We start from the raw sequence: 23,563 nt of genomic DNA on the forward strand, positions 1-23,563 counted from the left end.
GAAACGGTGCACGCCCCACGGTGGTGGATCCGACGGGGGGATGACATCGTCCGCGATGACCAGTCACGTCTCCGTCCCAGGGAGTAGGCGCGGGCCGGCGAAGTCGGGGGCGGGGCGGGGCCGTTACGGCCGCGTGAGGGGGACGGACGCGCCCACCTCGTGCAGGTGGATAACGATGTCGTAGCCCCGGCCCAGCGCGAGCGGCCACGCCGTCCGATAGGGGTACCGGCCGGGGATCATGAACGTCGGGCGGGCCGTGTCCAGCCAGCCCGTCAGCGCCGGGTCGCGGCGCGCCTCGCGCAGGTCGACGTAGAAGTCGCGGTGGCGCACCTGGTCGAGGACGTACTCGTTGCTGCCGGGCGCGGCGGCGAAGGGGAATGTCCCCACACCCGTCGCCGTGCGGGCCCGGTAGGCGCCGGCGTACGCGGACGTGCCGACGGCGAGGTACTCCTCGCCGACGAGTTCGCGCAGGTCCGCGCCCATGGTGACGGGGTAGACGTGGGGGAGGGCCGTCTCGTGGGTGATGTGCCCGTCGTGTGCCGACAGGAGGATCCGGCCGCCGGTGTTCCGCTGCCACCAGACGGCGTTCTCGGCCATGGTCCGGTCGCGGTACCGGTTGGCGGCGAGGGCCTGGGCCGGGTCGTCGCCGTCGAAGGCGTTGGAGGTGGCCATCTGCGAGATGACCCGGGCGTCCTGGAGCACCCGGGGATCCCGCTCGGCGGCCCTCTCCAGCAGCCGGTACGCGGCGTCTGCGTCCTCGGCCATCTTCTTCCGCTCGGCGAGCGGGAGGGCGCCGTACGCGGCCAGCCGCTCGGCGACCCCGCCGCGCAGCGCGCGGAGCGCCGCGTACCGCTCGCGCAGCTCGGGGACGAGCGCGGGCGTGTTCCGCTCGGCCCAGGCGAAGAGGCGGTCGTACTGCTCCGGGTCGACGTCGGAGAAGTCGACGCCGACGATCCGGACCTGGTGGGCGCCGGTGCGGTTGTGCTCGCGCACCCAGCCGAACAGCCGCAGGTACTCCTCGGTGTCGTCCAGGCCGTACGCGTCCTGGAACTCCTCGCCCATGATCTGCCGCAGGTCGCCCTCGCCGGTGCGGACGTAGGCGTCGATGCGGGCGGCGGCCGACCAGTTGATCTCCATGGCGAAGGCGGAGAACCCCTCGCGCGTCACCAGGTGCCGCAGCAGCCTGTCCTTGAGGGCGAAGACGTCACCCGAACCGTGCGAGACCTCGCCGATCCCGACGATGGAGGCGCCTCGCGTCGCCTTCCCGAACGCCTCCAGGTCCGCGCCGGACCCGCCCGGCCGGGCCCCGCGCAGCCGGTGGGCGTACCGGTCGAGCCCGGCCACCACCTCGCGGTCCGGCGCGGCGGTCGCGGCGGCGGTGGGGGACGGTGCGGCCTGCGGCCGCCCGGCGGCGCCGGCGGCGGTGGCCGGGCCCAGTAACGCGGCGACGGCGAGGGCCAGGGACGCGGAACGACGTATGGTCATGTGTCTCATACACGCTGTTATACAGGTTGACTTATGGGGCAGTTGAGGCAGTCGATACCGCCAGCCGCCGGAGAAGGGGTGGGGCCAGCCCCACCCACCACACGGGGACGCGCCGGATGGTCCCCTGACCGCCCAGTGACCAGGCTGAAGAGCATGAAACGCACCCAACGACGCCCGGCCACCGCCTTCCTGACCCTCTTCCTCTGCCTCGGCGCGTCCGCGGCCACCACCCCGGCCCTCGCGGCCACCTCACAGGACGACGACCGCGTCGTCCGGGCCGTCGAGAGCGTCGCCCACCCGCTGCGGTCCACCGAGCCGTCCGGCCCCTCGGACGACCTGCGGCCCCTGGACCGCATGGTGGGCGACGCGCGCGTCGTGGGAATGGGCGAGGCCACGCACGGCTCCCATGAGTTCTTCGCCCTCAAACAGCGCGTCTTCCGCCACCTGGTGCGGGACCGGGGCTTCCGCACCTACGCCCTGGAGGCCCCCTGGAGCACCGGACTGAGGCTCAACGACTACGTCCTGCGCGGAAAGGGCGACCCCGAGCGCGTGCTGCGCGAGGACTTCCAGGACGCCTACCTCTCCTGGAACACCCGCGAATACCTCTCCCTCGTCCAGTGGATGCGCTCCTGGAACGTCGCCCACCCCGGCGACCCCGTCCGGTTCATGGGCAACGACATCGCCTACGCCGGCCCGGAGCTCTACGACCGGGTCCTCGACTACGTCCGCACCGCCCACCCCGCCCTGCTGCCCGAGCTCACCGGCCTCTACCGCGACCTGCGCCCCACGACGGCCGCCGGCCCGTACATGCGCGGCTACCTCGAGCGGCCGCTCGCCGAACGGCAGGACAAGGCCGCCCGCGCCCGGCGGGCCCTGGACCTGCTGCGCGAGCAGCGGCCGGGCCCGGGCCGCGCGGCGGGCGAGGCGTACCGGTGGGCCGTGCAGAACGCGCTGACGCTCCGGCAGACCGCCGAGCAGTACGCCTTCGACTTCGGCAAGCAGGAGGGTGTCGCGGCGGCCATGCGCTTCCGTGACGAGGTCATGGCCGACAACACCGCCTGGTGGCAGCGGAACACCGGCGACAAGGTCCTGCTCTCCGCCCACAACGGGCACGTCGGCTACGCGAGCGCCGATCCCGTGAACTACCCGAAGTCACAGGGCGCCTTCCTCCACGACCTGCTCGGGGCGGGCTATGTCGCCGTCGGGCTCTCCTTCGACCAGGGCTCGTTCAACGCGACCGGGCCGGACGACCTGCCGCTGGGCAAGAACGTCAAGAAGTTCACCGTGGGGCCCGCCGCCCCCGGCAGCAACGAGCACACCCTCGACCGCGTGCGCGAGCGCGACTACTTCCTGGACCTGCGCACCGCACCGGCCCCCGCCCGCGACTGGCTCGGCCGGGCCCGGCCCACCTACAGCATCGGCACGGCCCATCCCCTGCCGAGCCACCCGGTGGCCCTGGGCCGCAGCTACGACGCCCTGGTCCACCTCCACCGGGTGCGCGCCTCCGACCGCCTTCCGGGTGAGGACGGCTGAATCCCCGGCATGACCCGGACGGCCGGATTCGCACCCCGGCGCGTTCCGTGCCGCACGGGCCCGGGGAAGGGATGACGCGGAGCGGAAGCCGATCGGAAGGGCCGGGGAATGGGGACAGACGCCGACAGGGCGGACCACTGGGGCAAGAGCAGCTTCGACGACATCTACGACCGGCCCGACCCCCGCGCGTACTTCACCCGGCTGGCGCCCCTGGGGTACCAGATCCCCCACCACGCCCAGCCCGTCTTCCGGGCCCTCCTCGCCGACCGGGCCCGCGCCCACCCCGGCGGACCGGTCACCATGGTGGACCTGTGCTGCTCGTACGGCATCAACGCCGCACTGGTCAACCACGACCTCACGCTGCGGGAGCTCTACGAGCACTACACGAGCCCGCGGGCGGCGGAGCTGTCCCTGGACGAACTCATCGCCGCCGACAAGGAGTTCTACGCCGCCCGCCGCCGCGCCGACGCCGTCCCCGTCGTCGGCGTCGACGCCTCGCCCCGGGCCGTCGGCTACGCGGCGGCCGTCGGGCTGCTGGACACCGCCTTCGCCGCGAACCTGGAGACCGTACCGGCGGGCGCCGCCCTGACCGAGGCGCTCGCCCCGGCGGGCCTGATCACCGTCACGGGCGGGCTGAGCTACATCGGGCCGCGCACCTTCGACACCGTCCTCGCCCCGTCGGGCGGACGGGCCTGGGTGGCGGCGTTCGTGGTGCGGCCCGTCGACTTCCGGCCCGTCGCGGCGGTGCTGGGGCGGTACGGGCTGGTCACACGGTCGTCCGGGGCCACGCACCGGCAGCGCCGCTTCACCGACCCGGACGAGCGGCGGCGCACCCTGGAAAGCCTGGCGGCGGCCGGGCTGGACCCCGCCGGGCGCGAGGCGGAGGGGTACTACCACGCCGTCCTCCACGAGGCCCGCCCCCCACAGGACTGGGACCCACCGCTCAGTGGATGAACACGGCCGCCACGCCGAAGAGGGCGAGCAGGCCGCAGATGGTGAAGTTGACGAGCTTGTGGTTGAGGAAGACGGCGACGAACTCGCGGATCGTCGCGCTCGGCCAGAAGTACGCGGCCGTCGGGGAGCCGACGACCTGGCCGTTGACGCCGGTCTTGCGGGCCATGAGCGCGGCCCGGAAGGCGTGGAAGTTATTGGTGACGATCACACAGCGGTAGCCGGGCTTCGCCTCCGACATGATCGCCTTGCTGTAGCGGAGGTTCTCCTCGGTGGTGCGGGACTTGTCCTCGCGCCGGACGTGCTCGGCGGGGAAGCCGCGTTCGGTGAGGTAGTCGGCCATGGCATGGGATTCCGGGAGCTTTTCGTCCGGGCCCTGGCCGCCCGAGGTGATCAGGACCGGCGGCTTGCCGCGCGCCGCCTGCCGCTCGTACACCTCGCGCCCGCGCTCCAGCCGGCTGGCGAGCAGGGGCGGCACCTTCGTCCCGCCGACGAGCCCGGAGCCGAGCACCACCACGAAGTCGACGTTCCGGCGCGGCCGCATCCAGCCGTACAGGAAGGCGTATCCGATGAAACAGAAGAAGAGGAACGACACATAGGCGGCGATCATCACGGTGGTGCCCGTGACGATCGTCAGGTTCCGGGAACGGGTGGCGGCGGACGCGATCGTCAGGCCGATGAGGCCGAAGATGCCGAGACCGGCGAGGAAGGAGAGCAGGTTGGCCGGGCGCCGTCCCTCCTTGCGGATCATCTTCACGCCGTTGGCCAGCAGCAGCGCCGGCAGGACGAACGCGCCGAGGAACGGGATCAGAAGGAGCCCGGCCGCGATCCACTCCAGGGCGTCCATACCGTGCTCGCCGCCCGCCGCGGCCGCGCGCAGCAGACTGAACAACAGGCCGAACAACAGGCATATACAGGTGAGCCCGAAATGGACCGCGTTGCTGAAGCGCCGTCGGTCGCGCAATACGCCGATGCCGAAGAGGAGGAGGAACAGGGCTGCGGGGGCAAAGGCGATCACGACGGCATCGTACGCGGTGTGACGATGTGTCTGAACATGCCAGCGCGCCCTCGGACGGGCGAATGGGCCGGGCGGGCGCGGTGCCGCCACTAAGTGTTTGCGCATGATCACTACTCGCGCCCGGCGGCGTGCCGCCGCCGCTGTCCTGGGCCTGGCCGCCGTCATGGCCCCGCCCGTCGCCGCGCCGGCGGTCTCCGCCCCCTCCACGGCCTCCCACCGCGTACCGCCGGAGCCCCCGGCGGCCGACGCGGTGCGCGCCGAGCTGGACGGGCTCAAGGTGGAAGCACCGCATTCGATGTCGGGCTACTCGAGGGCGAGGTTTCCGCACTGGATCAAGCAGTACGGGGAGTGCGACACCCGCGAGGTGGTCCTGTCGCGGGACGGCTCGAACGTCACTCAGGACTCGATGTGCCGGGCCACATCGGGCAGCTGGTACAGCTCGTACGACGACAAGATCCTCGACTCGGCGTCCAAGGTGGACATCGACCACATGGTGCCGCTGGCCAACGCCTGGCGCAGCGGCGCGGACACCTGGACCACCGACAGGCGGAAGGTGTTCGCCAACGATCTGGACAATCCCCAGCTGTACGCCGTCTCCGCCTCCTCCAACCGCTCCAAGGGCGACCAGTCGCCCGACCAGTGGTCGCCGCCCAACCAGGACTTCTGGTGCGTCTACTCCCGGTCCTGGGGGCACATCAAGAGCGTGTACGGGCTGAGCGTCACCCAGCCCGAGAAGGACAAGCTCGTCGCGATGCTCGACACCTGCGACTGAACCCGCGACTGACGCGGCGCGCTCCGGCTCCTCCCCGTCGTGTTGTCGGCGTGCGTCATCTGTGCAAATGTGGACGAAGGGGTGAGGGGGCGATCACGTGGGGAGCGCGTGCCATGACTTTCTCCCTCAACGATTCCCAAGGGCTCCATGGGCGCGGCGAGGACCTCAGCCGACTGGCGCACGCGGGCTGGCAGACGCTGCTGGGCGCCGGCATCGCCTCGGTGGCCCTGGGAGCGATCGTGCTGGCCTGGCCCGAGGCGTCACTGCTGGTCGTCGGGGTCCTCTTCGGCCTCTACCTGCTGGTGATCGGCGCCTTCCAGCTCGCCGGCGCCTTCAGCGTGTACGTCCCCGGCGCCCTGCGGGTGCTGGGCTTCGTCAGCGGCGCCCTGTGCGTACTGCTGGGGCTGCTGTGCTTCCGTGAGCCCGCCCGGTCGATCCTGTTGCTCGCCCTGTGGATCGGTTTCGGCTGGCTGCTGCGCGGAGTGATGCTGGCGGGCGTGGCGCTGTCGACCAAGGGCATGCCCGCCCGCGGCTGGCAGGTGTTCGTCGGCTTCCTCAACGTCCTGGCCGGGATCGTGATGATCGACCTGCCCTTCCGGTCGATCGAGGTGCTCACCGTGGTGACCGGGGTGTTCCTCGTCGTCATGGGCGTGTTCGAGGTCTTCCACGCCGTCCGGCTGCGCGGCCTCCTCAAGAAGGCGACCGGCTGAGCCCCGTTCGGCCCGGATCGGGCCCGCGCCTGTCGTAGGCGCGGGCCCTTCCGCCGTATCTGCACCACACTTCGACCTTATAAACATACTCAGCTACGTACGGATGAACGTACGTCGCCGATGCTGCGCGGACGCCCTCGGGTCCGCCACTCTGCTGCGTGGCCTGGTCGGGGCGGTGGCACGGTGGCCGCTGCCCGCACGCGCAGCGAAGGGACCCCGGATGAACCGGCTCAACGGCACCGCTCCGCTCGGAGCGGGCGCGCCGACCGCCCCCCGTCCCGACGACCCGGCGGACACCGCCGAGGCGGCGCCGGCCGTCGTGGACGCGCTGCGCGGCCTGCTCGCCGGGCCGACGGGGCTCGGCACGTCGGCCGCCCGCCTGTTCCGCGCGGACCTCACCCCGCCCGCCCCGCCCGCCCCCGGGCCGGCCCTCGAACAGCCGGCGGACGGGCCCTCCCACGACCCCGAGCCCTCCTCGGGCTCCTCCGTGCGCGTACCGCCGCTCTACTGCCCCGACGCCGAGCGCGACGACCCGGCCCTCGGCGAGGAGGTGAACAACCGGCTCGTCGAATGGGCCGAGGAAGTCGGCATCTTCCGGGGCCGCTTGGAGCGGCTGCGGTCCCACAACTTCGGGCGGCTGTTCATGCTCGCCCACCCCGACACCGACGACCCCGACCGCATCCTGACCGCCGCCCGCTGCGGGCTCGCCGAATGGGCCGTGGACGACCACTGGGTCGACGAAGGGGAGGACACCTCACCCGAGTTGATCGGATCCCGCCTGGCCCTCGCCCACGCCGTCGTCGACCCCGTCCGCCTCCCGGCCCGTTACCTGGCCCAGTTCGAGAACGTCGTGTGCCAGGAACCCGTCCTGCGCGCCTTCCGCTCCTGCCTCGACCACCTGGCACGCATCGCCACCCCCACCCAGGTGGCCCGGCTGCGCCACGAACTGGCCGTGATGTTCGTGGGCTACAACCAGGAGGGGGAGTGGCGCGGCTCCGAGCGGCGGCCCGCCGTGTGGGAGTACCTGCTGCACCGCTACGAGAACGCCTTCTACCCCTGCATGGTCCTCATCGACCCCGTCGGCGGCTACGAGCTCCCCGCCGCCGAGTTCGCCGACGCGCGCGTACGCCGCACGTACCTGTACGCCGGCACGGCCAACGTGCTGCTCAACGACCTGTACTCGATGGCCAAGGAAGACCCCACCGACACCAATCTGCCCAACCTCATCGCCGCCGAGGACAACTGCTCGCTCCAGGAGGCCGTGAACCGCGCCGCCTGCATCCACGACGAGCTGATGCACACGGTCGAAGCCGAGTGCGCCGTCCTGAGCGCGGCGGGCTCCCCGGAACTCCGGCGCTACCTCGCCGGGCTGTGGGCCTGGATGGGCGGGAGCAAGGAGTGGCACGCGACCAGCCCCCGGTACCACGGCGCACCGACCCAGTGAATCCCCAGCAGTTCATCAGCAAGCGGAAAGAGAAGACACGGTGACCATTCAGGAGATCAGCCCCGCCTCGGTCCTCGCCAGCGCCTACCAGCGGTCCGTCGCCGACTACTGGAACCGGGAGAAGAACCCCGTCAATCTCCGGCTCGGCGAGGTGGACGGCATCTACCACCACCACTACGGCATCGGCGACGTCGACTGGTCCGTCCTGGAGGGCCCCGAGGAGACCCGCGACGAGCGGATCACCGCCGAGCTCCACCGCCTGGAGTGCGCCCAGGCGGAGGTGCTGCTCAACCACCTCGGCACCGTCACCCCCGACGACCGCCTGATGGACTCCGGGTCGGGCCGCGGCGGCGGCAGCCTCGTCGCCAACCGCCGCTTCGGCTGCCACGTCGACGGCGTCTCCATCTCGGAGACCCAGGTCGCGTTCGCCAACGAGCAGGCCGAGAAGCACGGCGTGTCCGACAAGGTGCGCTTCCACCTGAAGAACATGCTGGACACCGGCTTCGAGAGCGGCCGCTTCCGGGCCATCTGGAACAACGAGAGCACCATGTACGTCGACCTCTCCCAGCTGTTCCCGGAGTACGCGCGGATGCTCCGGCACGGCGGCCGGTACGTGACCATCACCGGCTGCTACAACGACACCTACGGACTGCCGTCCCGGGCCGTCAGCGAGATCAACGCCCACTACATCTGCGACATCCACCCGCGCAGCAGCTACTTCAAGGAGATGGCCGCCAACCGGCTCGTCCCCGCCGCCGTCGTGGACCTCACCGAGGCCACCATCCCGTACTGGGAGCTGCGCGCCCAGTCGCCGCTGGCCACGGGCATCGAGAAGGCGTTCCTGACCGCGTACAAGGACGGCAGCTTCCAGTACCTGCTGATCGCCGCCGACCGCGTCTGACCCCGGCCGGCCCCTTCCCGTCCCCGGCGGCCCGCCGCCGGGGACGCCTCCCGCGCCATGGCCCCGCCGGCCGCGCCGTGGCACGCTGACCGGAGCACCGCCACCCGCAAGGTCGCGAGGAACAGCCGGAGGAGGATTCGTGCTCTACGCCTTTGGATTCGAGCGGATCGGCGTCGTGGCCAGTGACCTCTACTTCATCGACCCCCGTCCGACCCCGGGCCAGGAAGGCGCCGAGCACGGCGTGCGCCTGGAGGTCCGGCTGCTCCGGCGAGGTCCCCTGACGGGGACGATCTACGCCGCGCGGCCCATCGTCGTCGACCGCCCCGTCTGGCGGGCCGACCTGCTGGAGTCGGTGGCCGGCCCGGCCGGAAGCCTGGACCGCGCCCACCACCACCCGAGGTTCGACGGCTGGAACCCGGGAGCGCGGGTCTTCGACGAAAGGCTCTCGGCGGCGCCCCTGGAATGGGTGGCCGGGAAACTGGCGGACCTGGACGCCCTGCTCGCGGAGGCGGGAGTGGGGAAGGACGAGGCCGGGCCGCACGACGCGGCGGAACTCCGGAACGCGACGCCCGACATCATGGCGGCCGTGCGCAAGCTCCTCGACGGTGTGGCCAAGGGAGAGCTGGCCCGCCCACCGGCCGGGGAGACCCCGACCAGCGCCCGCGTCAGCTGGCTGTGAACGCGCGGAGGGCGCCCGGCCGAGCGAAACGGCCGGGCGCCCTCCGAAAGGCATGGACCAGGGGCGTCAGCGGCCCTGCTGCTCCTGCTTCTGCTTGTTCTTCTCCTTGATGCGGACGGTTTCCTTGCGGACCTCCGCCTGGGTGGCGCGCTCCTTCTGGAGCCACTCCGGAGACTCCTGCTTCAGGGCCTCGATCTGCTCCGTGGTGAGCGCCTCGGTGACCCCGCCACGGGCCAGGCCCGAGATCGAGACACCGAGCTTCGCCGCGACCACCGGACGCGGGTGGGGGCCGTTGCTGCGCAGCTCGCGCAGCCACTCCGGCGGGTCCGCCTGAAGAGCGTTGAGCTCGTCGCGCGTGACGACACCCTCCTGGAACTCGGCGGGGGTGGCTTCGAGGTACACACCCAGCTTCTTCGCCGCGGTGGCGGGCTTCATGGTCTGGGTGCTCTGGTGCGACGTCATGCCGTCAAGGATATCGAGCGTGTGCGCCCCTTCCGACCACGCCCGGTAACCTGGCCAGGTGACAGGCTCGGAAGTACCTTCTCCCCCGTTCCGGCTCGCCTACGTACCGGGCGCGACCCCCGCCAAATGGGTGCGGATCTGGAACGAGCGACTGCCGGACACCCCGCTCGAGCTCGTGGCGACGCCCGCCGGTGAGGCACCGGACGTGCTGCGCGCCGGTGACGCCGACGCGGGGCTCGTGCGGCTGCCCGTCGACCGTACGTACTTCAGTGCCATCCCCCTCTACACCGAGACCACGGTGGTGGTGATCCCGAAGGATCACCTCGCCGCGGCGTTCGAGGAGGTCACGCTGGCGGATCTGGCCGACGAGGTCGTCTTCCACCCCCTCGACGACACCCTCGACTGGCAGGAGGGGCTGCCGGGCCGGCCCGCGATCGAGCGCCCCGCGACGACGGGCGACGCCATCGAGCTGGTCGCGGCGAACGTGGGCGTCCTCCTCGTCCCGCAGTCGCTCGCCCGTCTCCACCACCGCAAGGACCTCACGTACCGGACGGTCACCGACGCCCCGCAGTCGAGCGTCGCGCTGTCGTGGCCCGAGGAGCGGACCACCGACATGGTGGAGGACTTCATCGGCATCGTCCGGGGCCGCACCGTGAACAGCTCCCGGGGCCGCCGCCCGGAGGCGGGGGAGCAGCCGAAGGACCAGCGCAAGGACAAGCGCCCGGAGCAGGGCGCCGCCCGCCGGAAGCCGGCGACCGGCAAGACGGCCACCGGCAGGACGGCGGGCCGGAGCGGCGCGGGCGCCAAGGGCACCCGTGGCGGCTCCCACACCGCCAAGCGCGGCAAGCCCGGCCGCCGGGGGTAGCGGCGAGGCCGGGCACGGTGTTCGCCCCATGGTTCTGAAATCGATTACCAGCTGCATTCGAAGCCTCGCCCCTCCGGGATAAAACCGCAGGTCAGAGCGATGTTAACGCTACTGGAAACCGATGCCGTTGCAGCCTTTGCGCACCCCGTGAATCATGTTGTTCACTCGCTGGCGAAGCCCCCGACGAGGCAGCCAGGAGGCACCGTGCCCGGCCACACCCATAACCATGAACACGCCCACAGCCACGACCACGGCGGGCACAGCCACGGAGTCGCCGCCGACGCCGACCGCCGGTGGCTGACCATCGCCCTGACGCTGATCACCGTGTTCATGGCCGCCGAGGTCACCGTCGGCATCCTCGCCCGCTCCCTGGCGCTGATCTCCGACGCGGCCCACATGCTCACCGACGCGGCCTCGATCGTGCTCGCGCTCATCGCGATGCGCCTGGCGGCCCGGCCCGCCCGCGGCGGATACACCTACGGCCTCAAGCGCGCCGAGATACTCTCCGCCCAGGCCAACGGCCTCACGCTCGTCCTCCTCGGCGCCTGGCTCGGCTACGAGGCCGTGCGCCGGCTGATCAGCCCGCCCGACGTCGAGGGACAGCTGGTCTTCGTCACCGCGCTCGTCGGCATCGCCGTCAACATCGTGGCCGCGTGGTGCATCTCCAAGGCCAACCGCACCTCGCTGAACGTCGAGGGCGCCTTCCAGCACATCCTCAACGACCTCTACGCCTTCATCGGCACCGCCGTCGCCGGGCTCGTCGTCATGCTCACCGGCTTCGCCCGCGCCGACGCCATCGCCACCCTCGCCGTGGTCGTCCTCATGCTCAAGGCCGGCTTCGGCCTGATCCGCGCCTCGGGCCGGATCTTCCTGGAGGCCGCCCCGGCCGGCATCGACCCCGACGCGGTCGGCGACCGGATGGCCGCCGCCGACCAGGTCGTCGAGATCCACGACCTCCACATCTGGCAGATCACCTCCGGCCAGCCCGCCCTGTCGGCCCACGTCCTGGTCACCCCCGGCGGCGACTGCCACACCGTGCGCCGCCGCCTCCAGCACCGGCTGCGCGAGGACTACGGCATCACCCACGCCACCCTCCAGGTCGACCACCTCGGCGAGGACCAGGACGAGGAGGCCCTCCTCCAGATCGCCGCCCCCACGGGCCACCGGGGCCACGCCGAGGACACCCACGGACCCGTCCACCGGTCCGGGCCCCACGACCACTGAGCCGACCGGAACGACCTCCCCTCCGCCCGGTGCCCGCGAAGCAGACCTTCGCGCGCACCGGGCGGACGCCGTTTCCGGACACCGTGGCGCGATGACTCCCTTGACGGGGAATTCCCGCTGGTCAATCGTGTGACGGCCGCGCACGGCCGGGGGAGCGGGCGCAGGCCGCAAGGGGCCGCTCGGCCCTTTGCCCCACGACTTCCGGCGCGCGCGACCGCACGCCGTCCCGAGGAGAGTTCTTGTCCGGCGAACAGCACCTGCTGAAGGTCTACAGCGACCGTTCCTACCTCCACACCACCACCGTTCGCCACCAGGGCACCACCGTCGCCCTGGCCATGGACGACCGGCGGCGCATCGTCTACACCGTCCTGGACCTGGCCCGCCACGACGAGGCCAAGGGCGAGCTCGACGCCGCCTACTGGTCGGAGAACCCCCTCCCGCTGCGCTTCCCCTCCGAGATCACGGACGTGGGCTTCGCCGCCGTCGGCACCACCGCGCTGCCCGTCGTCAAGAACGGCGGCAGAGTGGAGGCGGCGCCCGGCGAGCGGCTGGACGCCGAGGAGACCGACCCCTTCCTGTCCACGACCGCCCGGCTCACCGCCCCGGCGCCCTTCCACGCCCTGTCCGACGGCACCCACATCGTCGTCCTGCGCCAGTCCGTCGCCGCCGGCCACCCCGACGCCGTCCACCAGCTGACCGGCGGGGCCTCCTCCGGCGACCCGGACCGCACGGACTACGTCAAGGACGCCGCCGGGGCCAAGGTGCCCCTCGTCGCCGACACCCTCCTGTGCGACCGGTTCTTACTCGTCGGCGGCGAGCTCAAGCCCGTCCTGGAGGCCCGCTACCGCCGCAGCCGCCACCGGACCCGGCCCGACTCCGCCAAGGACAGCCTGGGCACGACCGACATGGAAGGCCGCCCCTTCCACGAGCCCACGCAGGAACTGTCGTTCGTCCGCCACCTCTCCGGCGGGCGCTTCACCGCCCTGCTCGTCCCCACCGCCGTCCACGGACAGCAGCGCTGGCAGATCTTCGCGCACAACGACGCCACGGGCCGCGTCGACTCCTTCAACATCGAGCAGGGCAAGGACGGGCTGTTCAACCTCCAGGGCACCCAGGCATGGACCAGCCCCGACCCCGCCCACCGCGACGCCGTCTACGAACCGGGCCCCGGCACCTGCCCGTTCACCGGCCTGCCCCTGATTCCCGTCGTCAGCACCGAGGGCCACGCCGAGACAGCGCTGGCCTTTGGCGAGGGCGACGCCCACGTGCGAATACCGCAGGGACCCGAGCTCGCCGGGCGCGACTTCACCGTCGAGTTCTGGGCGCGCCGCACCGCCCTCGGCCGCCAGGAGTTCCTCCTCGGCCACGGCGACGAGGCCGGCAGCCCGCGGAACTCCCTCCACATCGGCTTCCGCGAGGACAACCGTTTCACCTTCGCCTTCTACGCCGAGGACCTCAACACCGACGTACGGACCGAGGACACCGCCTGGCACCACTACGCCTGCGTCCACGAGCACGCCGCCCGCCGCCAGACCGTCTACCGCGACGGCGAGCAGGCCGGCAGCCGCACGATGGACGGCGGCTACACCGGCACCGGCGCCCTGCTGCTGGGCCGCGCCCTCGCCCAGGGCGCCCGCGCCGAGCTGGACGAGGTCCGGATCTGGGAGCGCGCCCGCACCGCCGACGAACTCAAGCGCGACAAGAGCGTCCGCCTCATCGGCAACGACCCCGGCCTCGTCGCCTACTACCGCTTCGACGAGGGCTCCGGCACCCGCCTCCACGACCAGACGGACCACGCCCGCCACGGCGAGCTCGTCGGCGGCCCGAAGTGGGTGACCTCCGAGGCGCCCATCGGCGACCACCCCGGCGTGCGCCGCGACAGCTTCGCCGTCGCCGGCCGCAGCGTCGTCTCCGGCCTGTCCGCTGTCCTCTACCACCAGCAGGAGGAGACCACCACCGGCTACGGCCAGGAGCCCAAGCCGGCCAAGCGCCAGGCCCGCGTCCTGCTGTCGTACGCCACCTCCGGTCCGGACCCGAAGTCGGGCGCGGAGACCGAGGACGCCTACCTCGCCACGGTCGACTTCGGCGTCGGACGCGACGGACGCCTCGCGCAGGTGCCGGACGAGCTGGCCCTGCCGGTGCTCGCCGCGCCGGAGGGCAGCTCGGACGTCGAGACGATCAGCGAGCTGGACGCCCGGATACGGGAACTCGTCCAGGACATCGCCGCCAAGGAGACCGAGGTCGGCGAGCTCGCCCGGCAGACCGCCAGCCTGCCGGAGCTGGAGCAGCAGCGCGAGATGTACTACGCGTGGTCCCAGGACCTCACCGGCTGGGCGTTCCGGCTGCGCTTCAAGAACACCCGGGACGGCAAGCCGCAGTACCTCGCAGTGAAGGGCGACGGCCAGGGAGAGGGCGACTATCCGCCGCTGATCCGGACCGCCGACAAGGACGCGAAGTCGGCGCTCTGGACCCTCCAGTACCCGCCGTCCTGGAGCGGGCCGACCCCCTATCACGTGCGCAACCTCCACACCGGCAAGGACATGAACGTCTCCGGTGCGAGCATGGACAACGACGGTGAGCTCATCGTCTACCGCCGAGAAGCGGGCGTCTGGAACAGCCTCTTCATCCTCAATGACCACCCCGACGGCTACACCGCTCTGGTCAACCGGAAGAGCGGGAAGACCGTCTGCGCCCCCGACCGGCTCGGCGACCGCGTCGTCCAGTACGACACCGCCACGGTCACCGAGTCCGGTGAAGGGCTGCTCGCCTTCGAGCGCGTCCGACGCCACGACCTCGGACACTCCGACATCGCCGACGCCGCCAAGCGCGTGGAGGCCCTCGACGCCCAGCTCGCCGAACTCCGCCCGCAGCGCGAGCTGCTGGAGCGGCGCCGCCGCGAGATCGAGGCCGACCAGGCCGAGCTCACGGCCAAGCGCGACGAGCTCGCCCGCCTCACCGGCGGCCTCAAGGGCGCCGACGACATCGCGCTGCCCGTCCCCCAGCTCTCCCTCGACCGCACGGGCCTGAGCGCCTCCGGCGCACTCCTGGCCTTCGCCCGCTCCGCCGACCGGCCGTACCTGCTGGACAGCGCCACCGGCAACGTCGTGCTGTACTTCCGCGGCACCAACGGGCAGTTCTTCGCCACCTACTACGACACCACGGTCCTGCGCTCCTCCCGCCGGCTGACGGCCGGCGACGGCCAGGGTGTCACCTTCACCGCCCGCGACTCCGGCACCGGCCTGGGCTCGGTCACGATCCGCGTCACCGCCGGTGACGGACCGGGCCTGTGCGACGTGACCATCGAGCGGGGCGAGGAGCGCGAGACCTGGCAGGGACTGCCGCGCCACGCGGCCGACTTCGCCGCGATCGTCAACGGGACGCCGGAGGAGCCCGTCACGATCGGCGCGGTGAAATCCTTCGACGCGACCACCAGAATCCTGTCCGGCGGCAAGTCCGGAGACGTGATCGGCGGTGTCCTCGTTCTCGCCGGGCCCCTCGCCGTCGCCCTGCCCGCCGGTACCCCCGTCACCCTCGGCGGCCACCTCTACCTCACGGAGACCGCTTGCGCGCCCGGGGCCACCAAGCTCCGGCTGGAGGCCGGTGAGGGCGGCCCCGAGCCGCAGCCGGGCGAGCCCGTCCAGCGGCTGCGCCACGACCACCGCCGCGCCTCCTCCAACCGCCCCGGCGTCCCGCTCTCCGCGGGCTCCCGGCTGGTGCTCGCCGACCCGGGCACGGCCCGGGAGGTCCCGCTCGGCGAGGTGTCCGACCTCGTCGCCGGGCACGGCTGCCGCTGGCGCGCAGACAAGCCGGGACGGGCGTACTCCTTCGACGGGCAGCGGAACGTCCTCACCCTGCCGCAGGAGCGGCTGGACCGGGTGGCCGTGGCCCGCGACCTGACGCTTGAGGCGTGGGTCAACCCCGAGCAGGTGTCCGGCGCGGTCAGGATCGTCCACGCCGGCACCGGCGACGTCCCGTACACCCTCGGCCTGCTCGCCCCGGCGGCGACCGTCGTGCCCGCCCTGGCCTTCGACGGCAAGAGCGGCGTGGCCATGACCGAGAACGGCTTCAGCCTCGCCGGCCAGTCCTTCACGGTGGAGTTCTGGGCCCGGCGCACCACGGAATGGAACGGCAAGGCGCAGTACGTCGTCGGCCACGGCTCGTCGCAGGGCACCACCCGGGGTGCCCTGCACATCGGCTGGCGCGAGGGCAGCGCCTTCACCTTCGCCTTCTACGGCGACGACCTCACCACCACCCACGGCCAGGACTACGCGGGCTGGCACCACTGGGCCTGCGTCTTCGACGCGACCACCCGGGAGCAGGTGATCTACCGGGACGGCATCGCCGAGGAACGGCGCATCGCCTCGGGCACGTACCAGGGCGACGGCCTCTTCAGCTTCGGCAGCCACTTCGCGAGCTGGGTGCCCGACTACGCGGCCGTCGAGATGGACGAGGTCCGGCTCTGGGGCACCGCCCGCACCGCGGCGGAGATCCGGGACCGCAAGAACCTGCGGCTGTCCGGCAAGGAGCCGGGCCTGATGGGCTACTGGCCCTGCGGCGACCCGTTCGACCAGGTGGGCGGCAAGCCCGGCGTCCTGGACCGCTCCGGCAACGACCGGCACGTCTACCTGCGCGGCGGCGTCACCACCGCGACCACGACCGCCGAGCTCAAGCAGACCGCGGAGACGACGTACCGCGTCGTCGCCGGGGCCGGTGACCGGCTGGTGGCCACCCGCGACACCTTCGCCCCCCACGAGTGGACCCACCTCGCCGCCGCCTACGAGCAGTCCTGGGCCGTCGAGCTCTCCGACGGCGCGTACCTGGAGGCGCCCGACAACGACGCGCTCGACATCGCCGACGACCTCACCGTCGAGGTCTTCTGCCGCGTCGACGCCCTCGGTACGACACAGGGCCTGCTCTCCAAGGGCCGTACGGCGGACGGCTCCGGCGGCAGCGTCCCGTACCGGCTGCTCGTCCTGCCCGACGGAAAGCTGGAGTTCGGCTTCGAGGACCCGGACGGCAGGCTCGTGCGCTTCACCTCCACCGAGGCCGTCGCCGCCGGAACGTTCCACCGCCTCGCCGTCGTCCGCAAGAGCGGCCGGTCGACGCAGGAGCGCAAGGGCAGCAAGGAGATCACCGGGGCGGGCGCCGACGGCAAGCCCGTCAAGCAGACCGTCGAGCTCGTGGAGTCCGTCGACGTCCAGGAGTGGCAGGACATCCGCTTCTTCATCGACGGCCGTGAGGCCGGCTCCGCCCGCTACGAGGGGCCCGGCGCCAAGGGCAACACCGGCACGCTCGACATCGGCCGGGCCCGCACGGGCCTGGACGTCCACTCCTTCACCGGTGTCGTCGCCGAGGTCCGGCTGTGGGGCCTCGCCCGTGACGCCGCGCGGCTCGGTACCCCCGTCTCCGCCCGGGACCGCGGCCTGACCGCCCAGTGGCGCTTCGAGGAGAACGCCGGCAACACCGCCGCCGACACCACCGGCTCGCACCCCGCCCGGCTGCGCGGCGCCCGCTGGACCCGCAACCCCGACCCGCGCGGCAGCGCCTTCCGGATCTACCGCAACGGCGTCTCCGTGGCCTGCGACCCCCTCGACGGCAAGGACTTCACCGACTACGGCGACACCCAGCTCTCCCTCGGCGCCCGGATCGAGGACGGCGAGGTCACCCAGCCCTTCCATGGCGTCCTGGAGGAGGTGCGCGTCTGGCGCACCGCCCGCACCCAGGAGCAGGTCCTCGACAACCTCTTCACCCGCCTCAAGGGCGAGAAGGAGGACCTGATCGCCTACTGGTCCTTCGACCGCGCCTCCACCGACGAGAGCGCCGACCTGGTCCGCGACGAGGGCCTGCGCGGCAACGACCTCACCCTGGCCGCCGCCCCCCGCCGCCCCGCCGCCGTCCTGTCGACCGCCCCCGTCTCCAGCGACACCGCGCAGGTCCGCTCGGCCCTGGCCGCGATGCGCACCCCCTTCCACGAGACGGTCTCCGGCGCGCCCGCCGTCGCCGAGTACGCCGACATGCAGTACACCGCCAAGGGCGAGGCGTTCGGCGTCCTCAAGCGCGCGTACGGCTACCTGCGCGACGGCCGCTGGCACCTGGTCACCGGCTACAAGGTCGGCGACCTGGTCAGCGAGTGGGTCAGCCAGGTGCAGTTCGACCCCCAGCTCGTCGGCTATGTCGAGGGCGCGCCGCCCGTGCCGTCGGAGAACCTCACGCCCAACACGATCGACCCCGAGCGGGCGACCTACGACGGCGTCGCCTCGGTGGAGTTCACCCAGGCCGAGCAGGTCGTCCACTCGCTGTCGTCGGCCAAGGAACGCAGCGTCGACGCCGCGTTCAACTTCGCCCTCTCCAACGAGGTCGACGTCGACATGTGGATGATCGCCGCACCGCTGGGCTTCGGTGTCGCCAAGTCCATGGCCAAGGCCAAGGTGTCGGTGGGCGTGCGCGGCAGCCTGGAGTTCTCCAACAGCTGGGCCGACGAGACCGCCGTCTCCCAGGGCGAGAACACCTCCCGCGCCATGAAGGTCGACCTGTCCGGCAGCTGGGAGGACCCGACCAAGCCCCTCAACGCCACGCTCGGCCGCCGGTACGTCCCCGTCAACACCGGCTTCGCGCTCGTCCAGTCCCAGACCGCCGACGTCTTCGCGCTGCGCCTGGCGCACAGCGGCGCCCTCGTCGCTTACCGCATCCAGCCCAACCCGGACATCCCCAAGGACTGGAACGTCGTCCCCTTCCCCATCAACCCCCGCTACACCAAGCAGGGCACGCTGGACGGCGCGGTCGGCTACGACGAGCGCGGCAAGGTCCTCGACCCCGACTACACGAGCGCCCGGGACCACGGCGAGTACAGCTACTACAAGCCGCGCGAGGCCTACGCCGTCAAGCGCCGCATCCAGCGGGAGCAGCAGCGGCTGCGCGGCTACTACGAGTCCGTGTCGACCGAGACCCACGCCCCCGACCCCACCGCCGAGCGGGCGGGCCGGGTGCTGGGCGGCGCGATCGGCGGCGACACCACGCCGGGCAAGGGCCGGGACACCACCGGGAACACCACCGGCGACGGCTTCTCCCGGCGCGACCTCGTCAACACCTACGTCTGGACGGCCGACGGCGGCTTCTTCGCCGAGACCACCGAGACCACGGACGCCGTCAGCGAGACGACCTCCGGCTCGTACTCGCTGTCCGGCTCGGTGGGCGCGTCCGTCGGCACGTCCTTCGACATCATGGGCGTCGGGATCAACGCCCAGCTCGACGCGGCCGTCGGCGGCGGCATGTCCGTCACCCGGGCCCGCGGCAAGGAGGCCACCCGCTCCTTCGGGCTGAACGTCACCTGCTCGCCGTCCGGCAACGTCCAGCAGTACGACGCCAACCGCAAGCCCGTCTTCGACGCCGACGGCAAGCCCGTCAACGCGCCCGGCAAGGTGGACGCCTACCGGTTCCTCAGCTTCTACCTGGGCGAGGACACCGAGCACTTCGACACCTTCTTCCACAAGGTCGTCGACCCCACCTGGCTGGAGAACGGCACCGACCCCAACGCGGCCGCGCTGCGCCAGGCCCGCCAGTCGGACCGCAAGCCGCCGTGCTGGCGCGTGATGCACCGCGTCACGTTCGTCAGCCGGCTGCTCCCGCCGGTGGCCGGGGCGGAGGCCCCGCCGCTGGAGCGGGCCATGCGGCAGCTGGACGTGGAGAGCAACTACGAGCTCGTCCGCCGCCTCGACCCGTACGTCAAGGGCGCGGCCACGAGCCTGCCCGAGCTCACGGAGGCCGTGCGCACCGCTCTCGCCGCGCACCTGCCCGAGCTGAGCCCGCACGCGGCGGACGTGACCGGCTTCCTCGCCCAGTACTACGGAGTGGAGGCCTGACCCGCTGACCCGGTCCCGGACCCGGCCCACGCGGCCAGGGCCCGGGACCGCTCCGCTCCGAGGCTGCGGGGGCCGCTCGCTCGTCCGGCCCAGGCGATGTGCCCGTCGGGCCGGACGAGAACCTCCCGCACCCCCTCCAGATCCCGGTGCCCGTCGTGTGACCGGGCGGTCACCACACGGACGCGGTCACCGATCGCGGGAGGCTCCGGCCCGCCGCCGCGGCCCAGGCGCAGCAGCACGAAACGGCCGTCGCGCAGCAGCTCGTACACGCGGACGGCGCGCCCGGCCGCCGAGGTCGTGAGGCCGATGTCGGGCATGCGGCGTCCGCTCAGCGGATCGGCGTCCGGGGCGGCGGGCGGGTAGCGGGTGTCGAGGGCGGAGATCCGGCCCGCCAGGTGACGGTTGACCTCCGCCATGCCCAGGAGCGTGTCGAGCAGCTCGCACAGGAGCGCCGCCGGACGCCCGTACTCCTCGGTCAGCGGCAGCTCCACCAGCAGCGTCTGGGCCCGCGTGCCGTCGGTGACCGCCCGCCCCACGGGGTGACGCTCCCCGTGGTACGTGTCCAGCAGACCCGGCGGCGCCCAACCGTGGACGGTCGCGGCGAGCTTCCAGCCGAGGTTCATCGCGTCCTGCAGCCCGGTGTTCAGACCCTGGGCCCCGACGGGGAAGTGGACGTGCGCGGCATCGCCCGCCAGCAGGATCCGCCCCCGGCGGTAGGACTGCGCGAGCCGGGTGGCGTTGCCGAACCGCGACAGCCACCGGGGCTCGCCGACACCGCAGTCCGTCCCGCACACGCGCGACAGCGAAGCGCGGAACTCCGCCAAGGTCACCGGCTCGGTGGAGGGCACCCTGATCCGGAGCGGGTCCATGACGACGAACCGCGTCAGCCCCTCCTCCAGCCGTGCGACGAGCACCCCGTGCCGCCGCGCCCGCTCGTTGTGCGCGTGATCCGCCACCGCGAAGTCGCCCACCACGGCCGTCATCGACTCCCGCGTGCCGGGGAAACCGATGCCCGCCGCCTCCCGGACGAAGCTCCGCCCGCCGTCGCACCCCACCACGTAACCCGCGCGCACGGTGACTTCGCCACCGGGGCCGCGCAGCTCCGCGTCGACGCCGGCGGCGGACCGGCCCAGGGCGACGACCCGATGCGCGCGGCGGATGCGCACGCCCAGCTCACGGGCCCGTTCCTCCAGGAGGGCCTCCGTACGGGCCTGGGGCAGCAGCAGCGCGTAGGGGTGGCGGGTGTCCAGGGCGGTGAAATCGAGCCGGTGGGGGAGCGTCGCGGTGAACTGCCAGCCGGGCACGGTCCGGCCGCGCGAGAGGAACCGGTCGGCCAGCCCCCGCATGTCCATCAGCTCGATGCCGCGCGGGTGCAGATTGAGCGCCCTCGACTCCCGGTGGGGCGCGTCGCGCCGCTCGGCGACCAGGGTGCGCACCCCGGCCAGCGCCAGCTCGCAGGCGAGCAGCAGCCCGGTCGGCCCCGCGCCGACGACGAGCACGTCGGTGTCCGTGTGTGTGCCCAGGGACGTCACCCCTCCACCATTCGGCGCGTGCGGACGGGCCGTCAAGGATGTCCGGGCGGCGCGCTTGGCAGGTGCCCGGCCCTGTACTCCAATGTGGGGATATCGCGCCGGGTGCCGTGAGAGGAGTCCGTTCGTGATCCATATGACCGAGACCCTGGCCGTGCAGACGGTCGAGGACTTCCTCACCCCGAGGAGACCGCCGAGCTCACCAAGATCCTGGACGACCACCTCACCGCCACCGGCTGGGTCCCCGCACGCCCCAGCGAGGGGACGACCCCGCCCGCGGCGGCCCAGGCGATCCTGGACCGGGCCATGCGACGCGCCCTCCCCGCGCTCCGCCGGGTCTTCCCGTCCGCCGCGAGCACCGACCCGTGGCTCTACCACGACCTCAAACCCGGCGACAGGATCCGCCCGCACGTCCACGGCGTCGGCGACCCGGAAGCACGCCCCCAGCGGATCGCCCGGGTCGCCTTCAACCTCCAGGACGCCGACAGCGGCGGCGAGTTCTCTCTCGACACCTGCTCCGCCGACGCCCTGTGGAGCGATGCCACCACCACCGGCGCCGGGGGCTACGCGCCCGGCACCCGCTTCGTCCACGAGATCACCGCCCGCACCGGCCCGGTGAAGCTCGATTCCGTCCCTCACACCCGCTGGACGTGCGACCCGCCGCCGGGAACCACCGTCGTCTACGGGACGCAGCTGGTCCACGGCGTCCTGCCGGTCGTGGAGGGCAGGGTGCGCAAACTCATCACGAACCTGCTCGCCTGACCGCCCGCAGAGCCCGCACGCCCCGGGTGAGCTGGGTGACCGCCTCGTCCGGGGAGTTCAGCGGCACGCCGGGCGGCAGGGCCCGCAACCAGTCACCCACCGGCTCCGTGGGGAGGCCCGCCGGGACACCGAGCACGGCCCGCTGGACCCCGCCGTGGGCGGGGCCCGGATTGCCGGGGTTCCCCGGGTACGGCGTCAGCTCGGTGCCCGGCGGGGCGGGCGGCAGGACGACGCCGGGGCGCACGGGGAGCTCGAGCGCGACCCGGTGGGCCTCCGGCTGTCGCGGAAGCCCACCGCCGAGCACGGTGCCGGCGTACGCCGCGTGCGGGTCCAGGCCGGTGGCGGCCCGGCTCATATTGGACACGCCGCCCAGCCTGCCGTTGAGCTCGATCACCCGGAGCCCGCCCTCGTCGTCGACGGCGAAGTCCATCTGCCACGGTCCGCACGGCTCGTACGTCGCCACGATGTCACCGAGCACCGCGGACAGTTCCGTACGCGCCCGGGCGGGCAGCGCCGCCGGAGCGACCCGCACCCGTCTGCCCGGGGCGCAGTCGCCGTCGAGCCGCCCGAGGGAGGCCACCGGCCAGGCGATCGTGCGCCCGGGCAGGGACAGCAGCTCGACCGCGAACTCCTCGCCGGTCACCGCCCGCTGGACCAGCACCGGATACGTCGTCCCGCCGCACACCGGGCCCAGCCGCGCCTCGTCCCGCACATGGTGCCGCCCCGCGTGGAACTCGCTGCGGGCCTCCTTCACCAGGACCGGGAACCCCAGCTCCCGCGCGGCCGCGCGCACCGCCTCCGGCCGTGCGCAGACCACTCCGCGAGGGATGGGCCAGCCCCGCCGCTCCGCCGTCCGGTGCAAGGTCACCTTGTCGCTCGCCAGCGCCGCGAACTCCTCCGCGTGCCCATGGAGGCGGCGGCCCTTACCGCGCAGCAGGGAGCGGACGCGGGCGTAGACGGGCAGGAACTGCTCCTGGCCGGGACAGCCCGGGTTGGGCACGGCGACGTCCGCGTCGTGGTCGTCGAGCAGCCGCAGCAGCACCGGCTCGCTCAAGGTCGCTGGCAGTCCGCCGCACACCACGTCGGGCCCCAGGAACCCGTCGAGTTCCGCGAACCCCAGGACGACCACCTCGGCACCGGCCCGCCGCAGTCTCGGCACCAGCCGGTCCGCACGGAACTCGCCCAGCACGACCACGCGCGTCGCTCGCATCCCGCCCACGCGAGCGAGCGTACGAGAACGGCGGTGCCCGTGTCCCGGGCACCGCCGCACGGTTCCGCTTACTGGCGGGCGGCCAGCGCCGCCTGCTTGACGGCCGAGGCCACCGCCTCGGTCGCCTTCGCGTTGAAGACGCTGGGGATGATGTAGTTG

16 protein-coding genes are annotated in these 23,563 nt (G+C 72.5%); 11 read left to right on the forward strand and 5 right to left on the reverse strand.

Features of this window, described 5'->3' with window-relative positions; translation table 11 throughout:
- Positions 1 to 123 precede the first annotated feature (123 nt).
- Complete coding sequence (locus ACX9I7_RS23795) at positions 124 to 1,485, reverse strand: erythromycin esterase family protein (RefSeq protein WP_459388444.1); 1,362 nt, start codon at positions 1,483 to 1,485, stop codon at positions 124 to 126.
- 153 nt (positions 1,486 to 1,638) lie between these two features.
- Here ACX9I7_RS23795 and ACX9I7_RS23800 point away from each other — a divergent pair, with 153 nt between their 5' ends.
- Both ACX9I7_RS23800 and ACX9I7_RS23805 read left to right on the forward strand, forming a co-directional pair.
- Positions 1,639 to 3,018, forward strand: a complete 1,380-nt coding sequence (locus ACX9I7_RS23800; protein ID WP_459388445.1) for an erythromycin esterase family protein — start codon at positions 1,639 to 1,641, stop codon at positions 3,016 to 3,018.
- Between the two features lie 108 nt (positions 3,019 to 3,126).
- Positions 3,127 to 3,972, forward strand: a complete 846-nt coding sequence (locus ACX9I7_RS23805) for a hypothetical protein (protein ID WP_387570074.1) — start codon at positions 3,127 to 3,129, stop codon at positions 3,970 to 3,972.
- On the opposite strand, the gene ACX9I7_RS23810 is transcribed toward ACX9I7_RS23805, so the two are convergent.
- The gene (locus tag ACX9I7_RS23810; protein ID WP_387570077.1) at positions 3,962 to 4,987 is read right to left on the reverse strand and encodes a YdcF family protein; all 1,026 of its coding nucleotides are present in this window, start codon (positions 4,985 to 4,987) and stop codon (positions 3,962 to 3,964) included. The two genes, ACX9I7_RS23805 and ACX9I7_RS23810, sit on opposite strands and share 11 nt — an antisense overlap.
- Positions 4,988 to 5,090: 103 nt before the next feature.
- On the opposite strand from ACX9I7_RS23810, the gene ACX9I7_RS23815 reads away from it, so the two are divergent.
- The 5 genes from ACX9I7_RS23815 to ACX9I7_RS23835 all read left to right on the forward strand — a co-directional run bounded on the left by ACX9I7_RS23815 (position 5,091) and on the right by ACX9I7_RS23835 (position 9,493).
- Positions 5,091 to 5,759 (forward strand): GmrSD restriction endonuclease domain-containing protein, encoded by a 669-nt coding sequence (locus ACX9I7_RS23815; RefSeq protein ID WP_459388446.1) that lies wholly within the window; start codon positions 5,091 to 5,093, stop codon positions 5,757 to 5,759.
- Between the two features lie 113 nt (positions 5,760 to 5,872).
- Positions 5,873 to 6,469 (forward strand): HdeD family acid-resistance protein, encoded by a 597-nt coding sequence (locus ACX9I7_RS23820; RefSeq protein WP_387570080.1) that lies wholly within the window; start codon positions 5,873 to 5,875, stop codon positions 6,467 to 6,469.
- A 220-nt stretch (positions 6,470 to 6,689) separates the two neighbouring features.
- Complete coding sequence (locus tag ACX9I7_RS23825) at positions 6,690 to 7,913, forward strand: family 2 encapsulin nanocompartment cargo protein terpene cyclase (protein WP_459388447.1); 1,224 nt, start codon at positions 6,690 to 6,692, stop codon at positions 7,911 to 7,913.
- 40 nt (positions 7,914 to 7,953) lie between these two features.
- The gene (locus ACX9I7_RS23830) at positions 7,954 to 8,814 is read left to right on the forward strand and encodes a geranyl diphosphate 2-C-methyltransferase (protein ID WP_358632350.1); all 861 of its coding nucleotides are present in this window, start codon (positions 7,954 to 7,956) and stop codon (positions 8,812 to 8,814) included.
- Between the two features lie 139 nt (positions 8,815 to 8,953).
- Positions 8,954 to 9,493 (forward strand): hypothetical protein, encoded by a 540-nt coding sequence (locus ACX9I7_RS23835; RefSeq protein WP_387570084.1) that lies wholly within the window; start codon positions 8,954 to 8,956, stop codon positions 9,491 to 9,493.
- A gap of 66 nt (positions 9,494 to 9,559) precedes the next feature.
- Here ACX9I7_RS23835 and ACX9I7_RS23840 read toward each other — a convergent pair whose 3' ends face one another.
- Positions 9,560 to 9,955, reverse strand: coding sequence for a DUF5997 family protein (locus ACX9I7_RS23840; RefSeq protein WP_189449738.1), 396 nt, complete (start codon positions 9,953 to 9,955; stop codon positions 9,560 to 9,562).
- A gap of 58 nt (positions 9,956 to 10,013) precedes the next feature.
- Between ACX9I7_RS23840 and ACX9I7_RS23845 the strand changes: the two genes are divergently transcribed.
- The 3 genes from ACX9I7_RS23845 (at position 10,014) to ACX9I7_RS23855 (ending at position 19,903) form a co-directional block, all read left to right on the forward strand.
- Positions 10,014 to 10,820, forward strand: coding sequence for a LysR family transcriptional regulator substrate-binding protein (locus tag ACX9I7_RS23845; RefSeq protein WP_459388448.1), 807 nt, complete (start codon positions 10,014 to 10,016; stop codon positions 10,818 to 10,820).
- Positions 10,821 to 11,024: 204 nt separating this feature from the next.
- On the forward strand, positions 11,025 to 12,044 hold the full coding sequence (locus tag ACX9I7_RS23850) for a cation diffusion facilitator family transporter (RefSeq protein WP_387570089.1): 1,020 nt from the start codon (positions 11,025 to 11,027) through the stop codon (positions 12,042 to 12,044).
- Positions 12,045 to 12,283: 239 nt separating this feature from the next.
- Entirely contained in the window at positions 12,284 to 19,903 is a 7,620-nt protein-coding gene (locus ACX9I7_RS23855; RefSeq protein WP_459388449.1) for a LamG-like jellyroll fold domain-containing protein, read from the forward strand.
- Here ACX9I7_RS23855 and ACX9I7_RS23860 read toward each other — a convergent pair.
- Positions 19,885 to 21,435, reverse strand: coding sequence for an FAD-dependent monooxygenase (locus ACX9I7_RS23860; RefSeq protein ID WP_459388450.1), 1,551 nt, complete (start codon positions 21,433 to 21,435; stop codon positions 19,885 to 19,887). The genes ACX9I7_RS23855 and ACX9I7_RS23860 overlap by 19 nt on opposite strands.
- A gap of 303 nt (positions 21,436 to 21,738) precedes the next feature.
- On the opposite strand from ACX9I7_RS23860, the gene ACX9I7_RS23865 reads away from it, so the two are divergent.
- Positions 21,739 to 22,194, forward strand: a complete 456-nt coding sequence (locus tag ACX9I7_RS23865) for a hypothetical protein (protein ID WP_459388451.1) — start codon at positions 21,739 to 21,741, stop codon at positions 22,192 to 22,194.
- Here the strand turns inward: ACX9I7_RS23865 and ACX9I7_RS23870 are convergent.
- A complete protein-coding gene (locus ACX9I7_RS23870) occupies positions 22,175 to 23,413 on the reverse strand; it encodes an ATP-grasp domain-containing protein (RefSeq protein ID WP_459388452.1) in 1,239 nt (412 codons plus the stop codon). The two genes, ACX9I7_RS23865 and ACX9I7_RS23870, sit on opposite strands and share 20 nt — an antisense overlap.
- Positions 23,414 to 23,563: the final 150 nt, after the last annotated feature.

The sequence above is a fragment of the Streptomyces sp. L500 genome (assembly GCF_054551825.1).

Coding starts and splice junctions, on each gene's coding strand:
- ACX9I7_RS23800 (WP_459388445.1), top strand. CDS start 1,639: ATGAAACGCACCCAACGACGCCCGGCCACCGCCTTCCTGACCCTCTTC.
- ACX9I7_RS23840 (WP_189449738.1), bottom strand. CDS start 9,955: ATGACGTCGCACCAGAGCACCCAGACCATGAAGCCCGCCACCGCGGCG.
- ACX9I7_RS23815 (WP_459388446.1), top strand. CDS start 5,091: ATGATCACTACTCGCGCCCGGCGGCGTGCCGCCGCCGCTGTCCTGGGC.
- ACX9I7_RS23820 (WP_387570080.1), top strand. CDS start 5,873: ATGACTTTCTCCCTCAACGATTCCCAAGGGCTCCATGGGCGCGGCGAG.
- ACX9I7_RS23795 (WP_459388444.1), bottom strand. CDS start 1,485: ATGACCATACGTCGTTCCGCGTCCCTGGCCCTCGCCGTCGCCGCGTTA.
- ACX9I7_RS23805 (WP_387570074.1), top strand. CDS start 3,127: ATGGGGACAGACGCCGACAGGGCGGACCACTGGGGCAAGAGCAGCTTC.
- ACX9I7_RS23865 (WP_459388451.1), top strand. CDS start 21,739: ATGCGACGCGCCCTCCCCGCGCTCCGCCGGGTCTTCCCGTCCGCCGCG.
- ACX9I7_RS23825 (WP_459388447.1), top strand. CDS start 6,690: ATGAACCGGCTCAACGGCACCGCTCCGCTCGGAGCGGGCGCGCCGACC.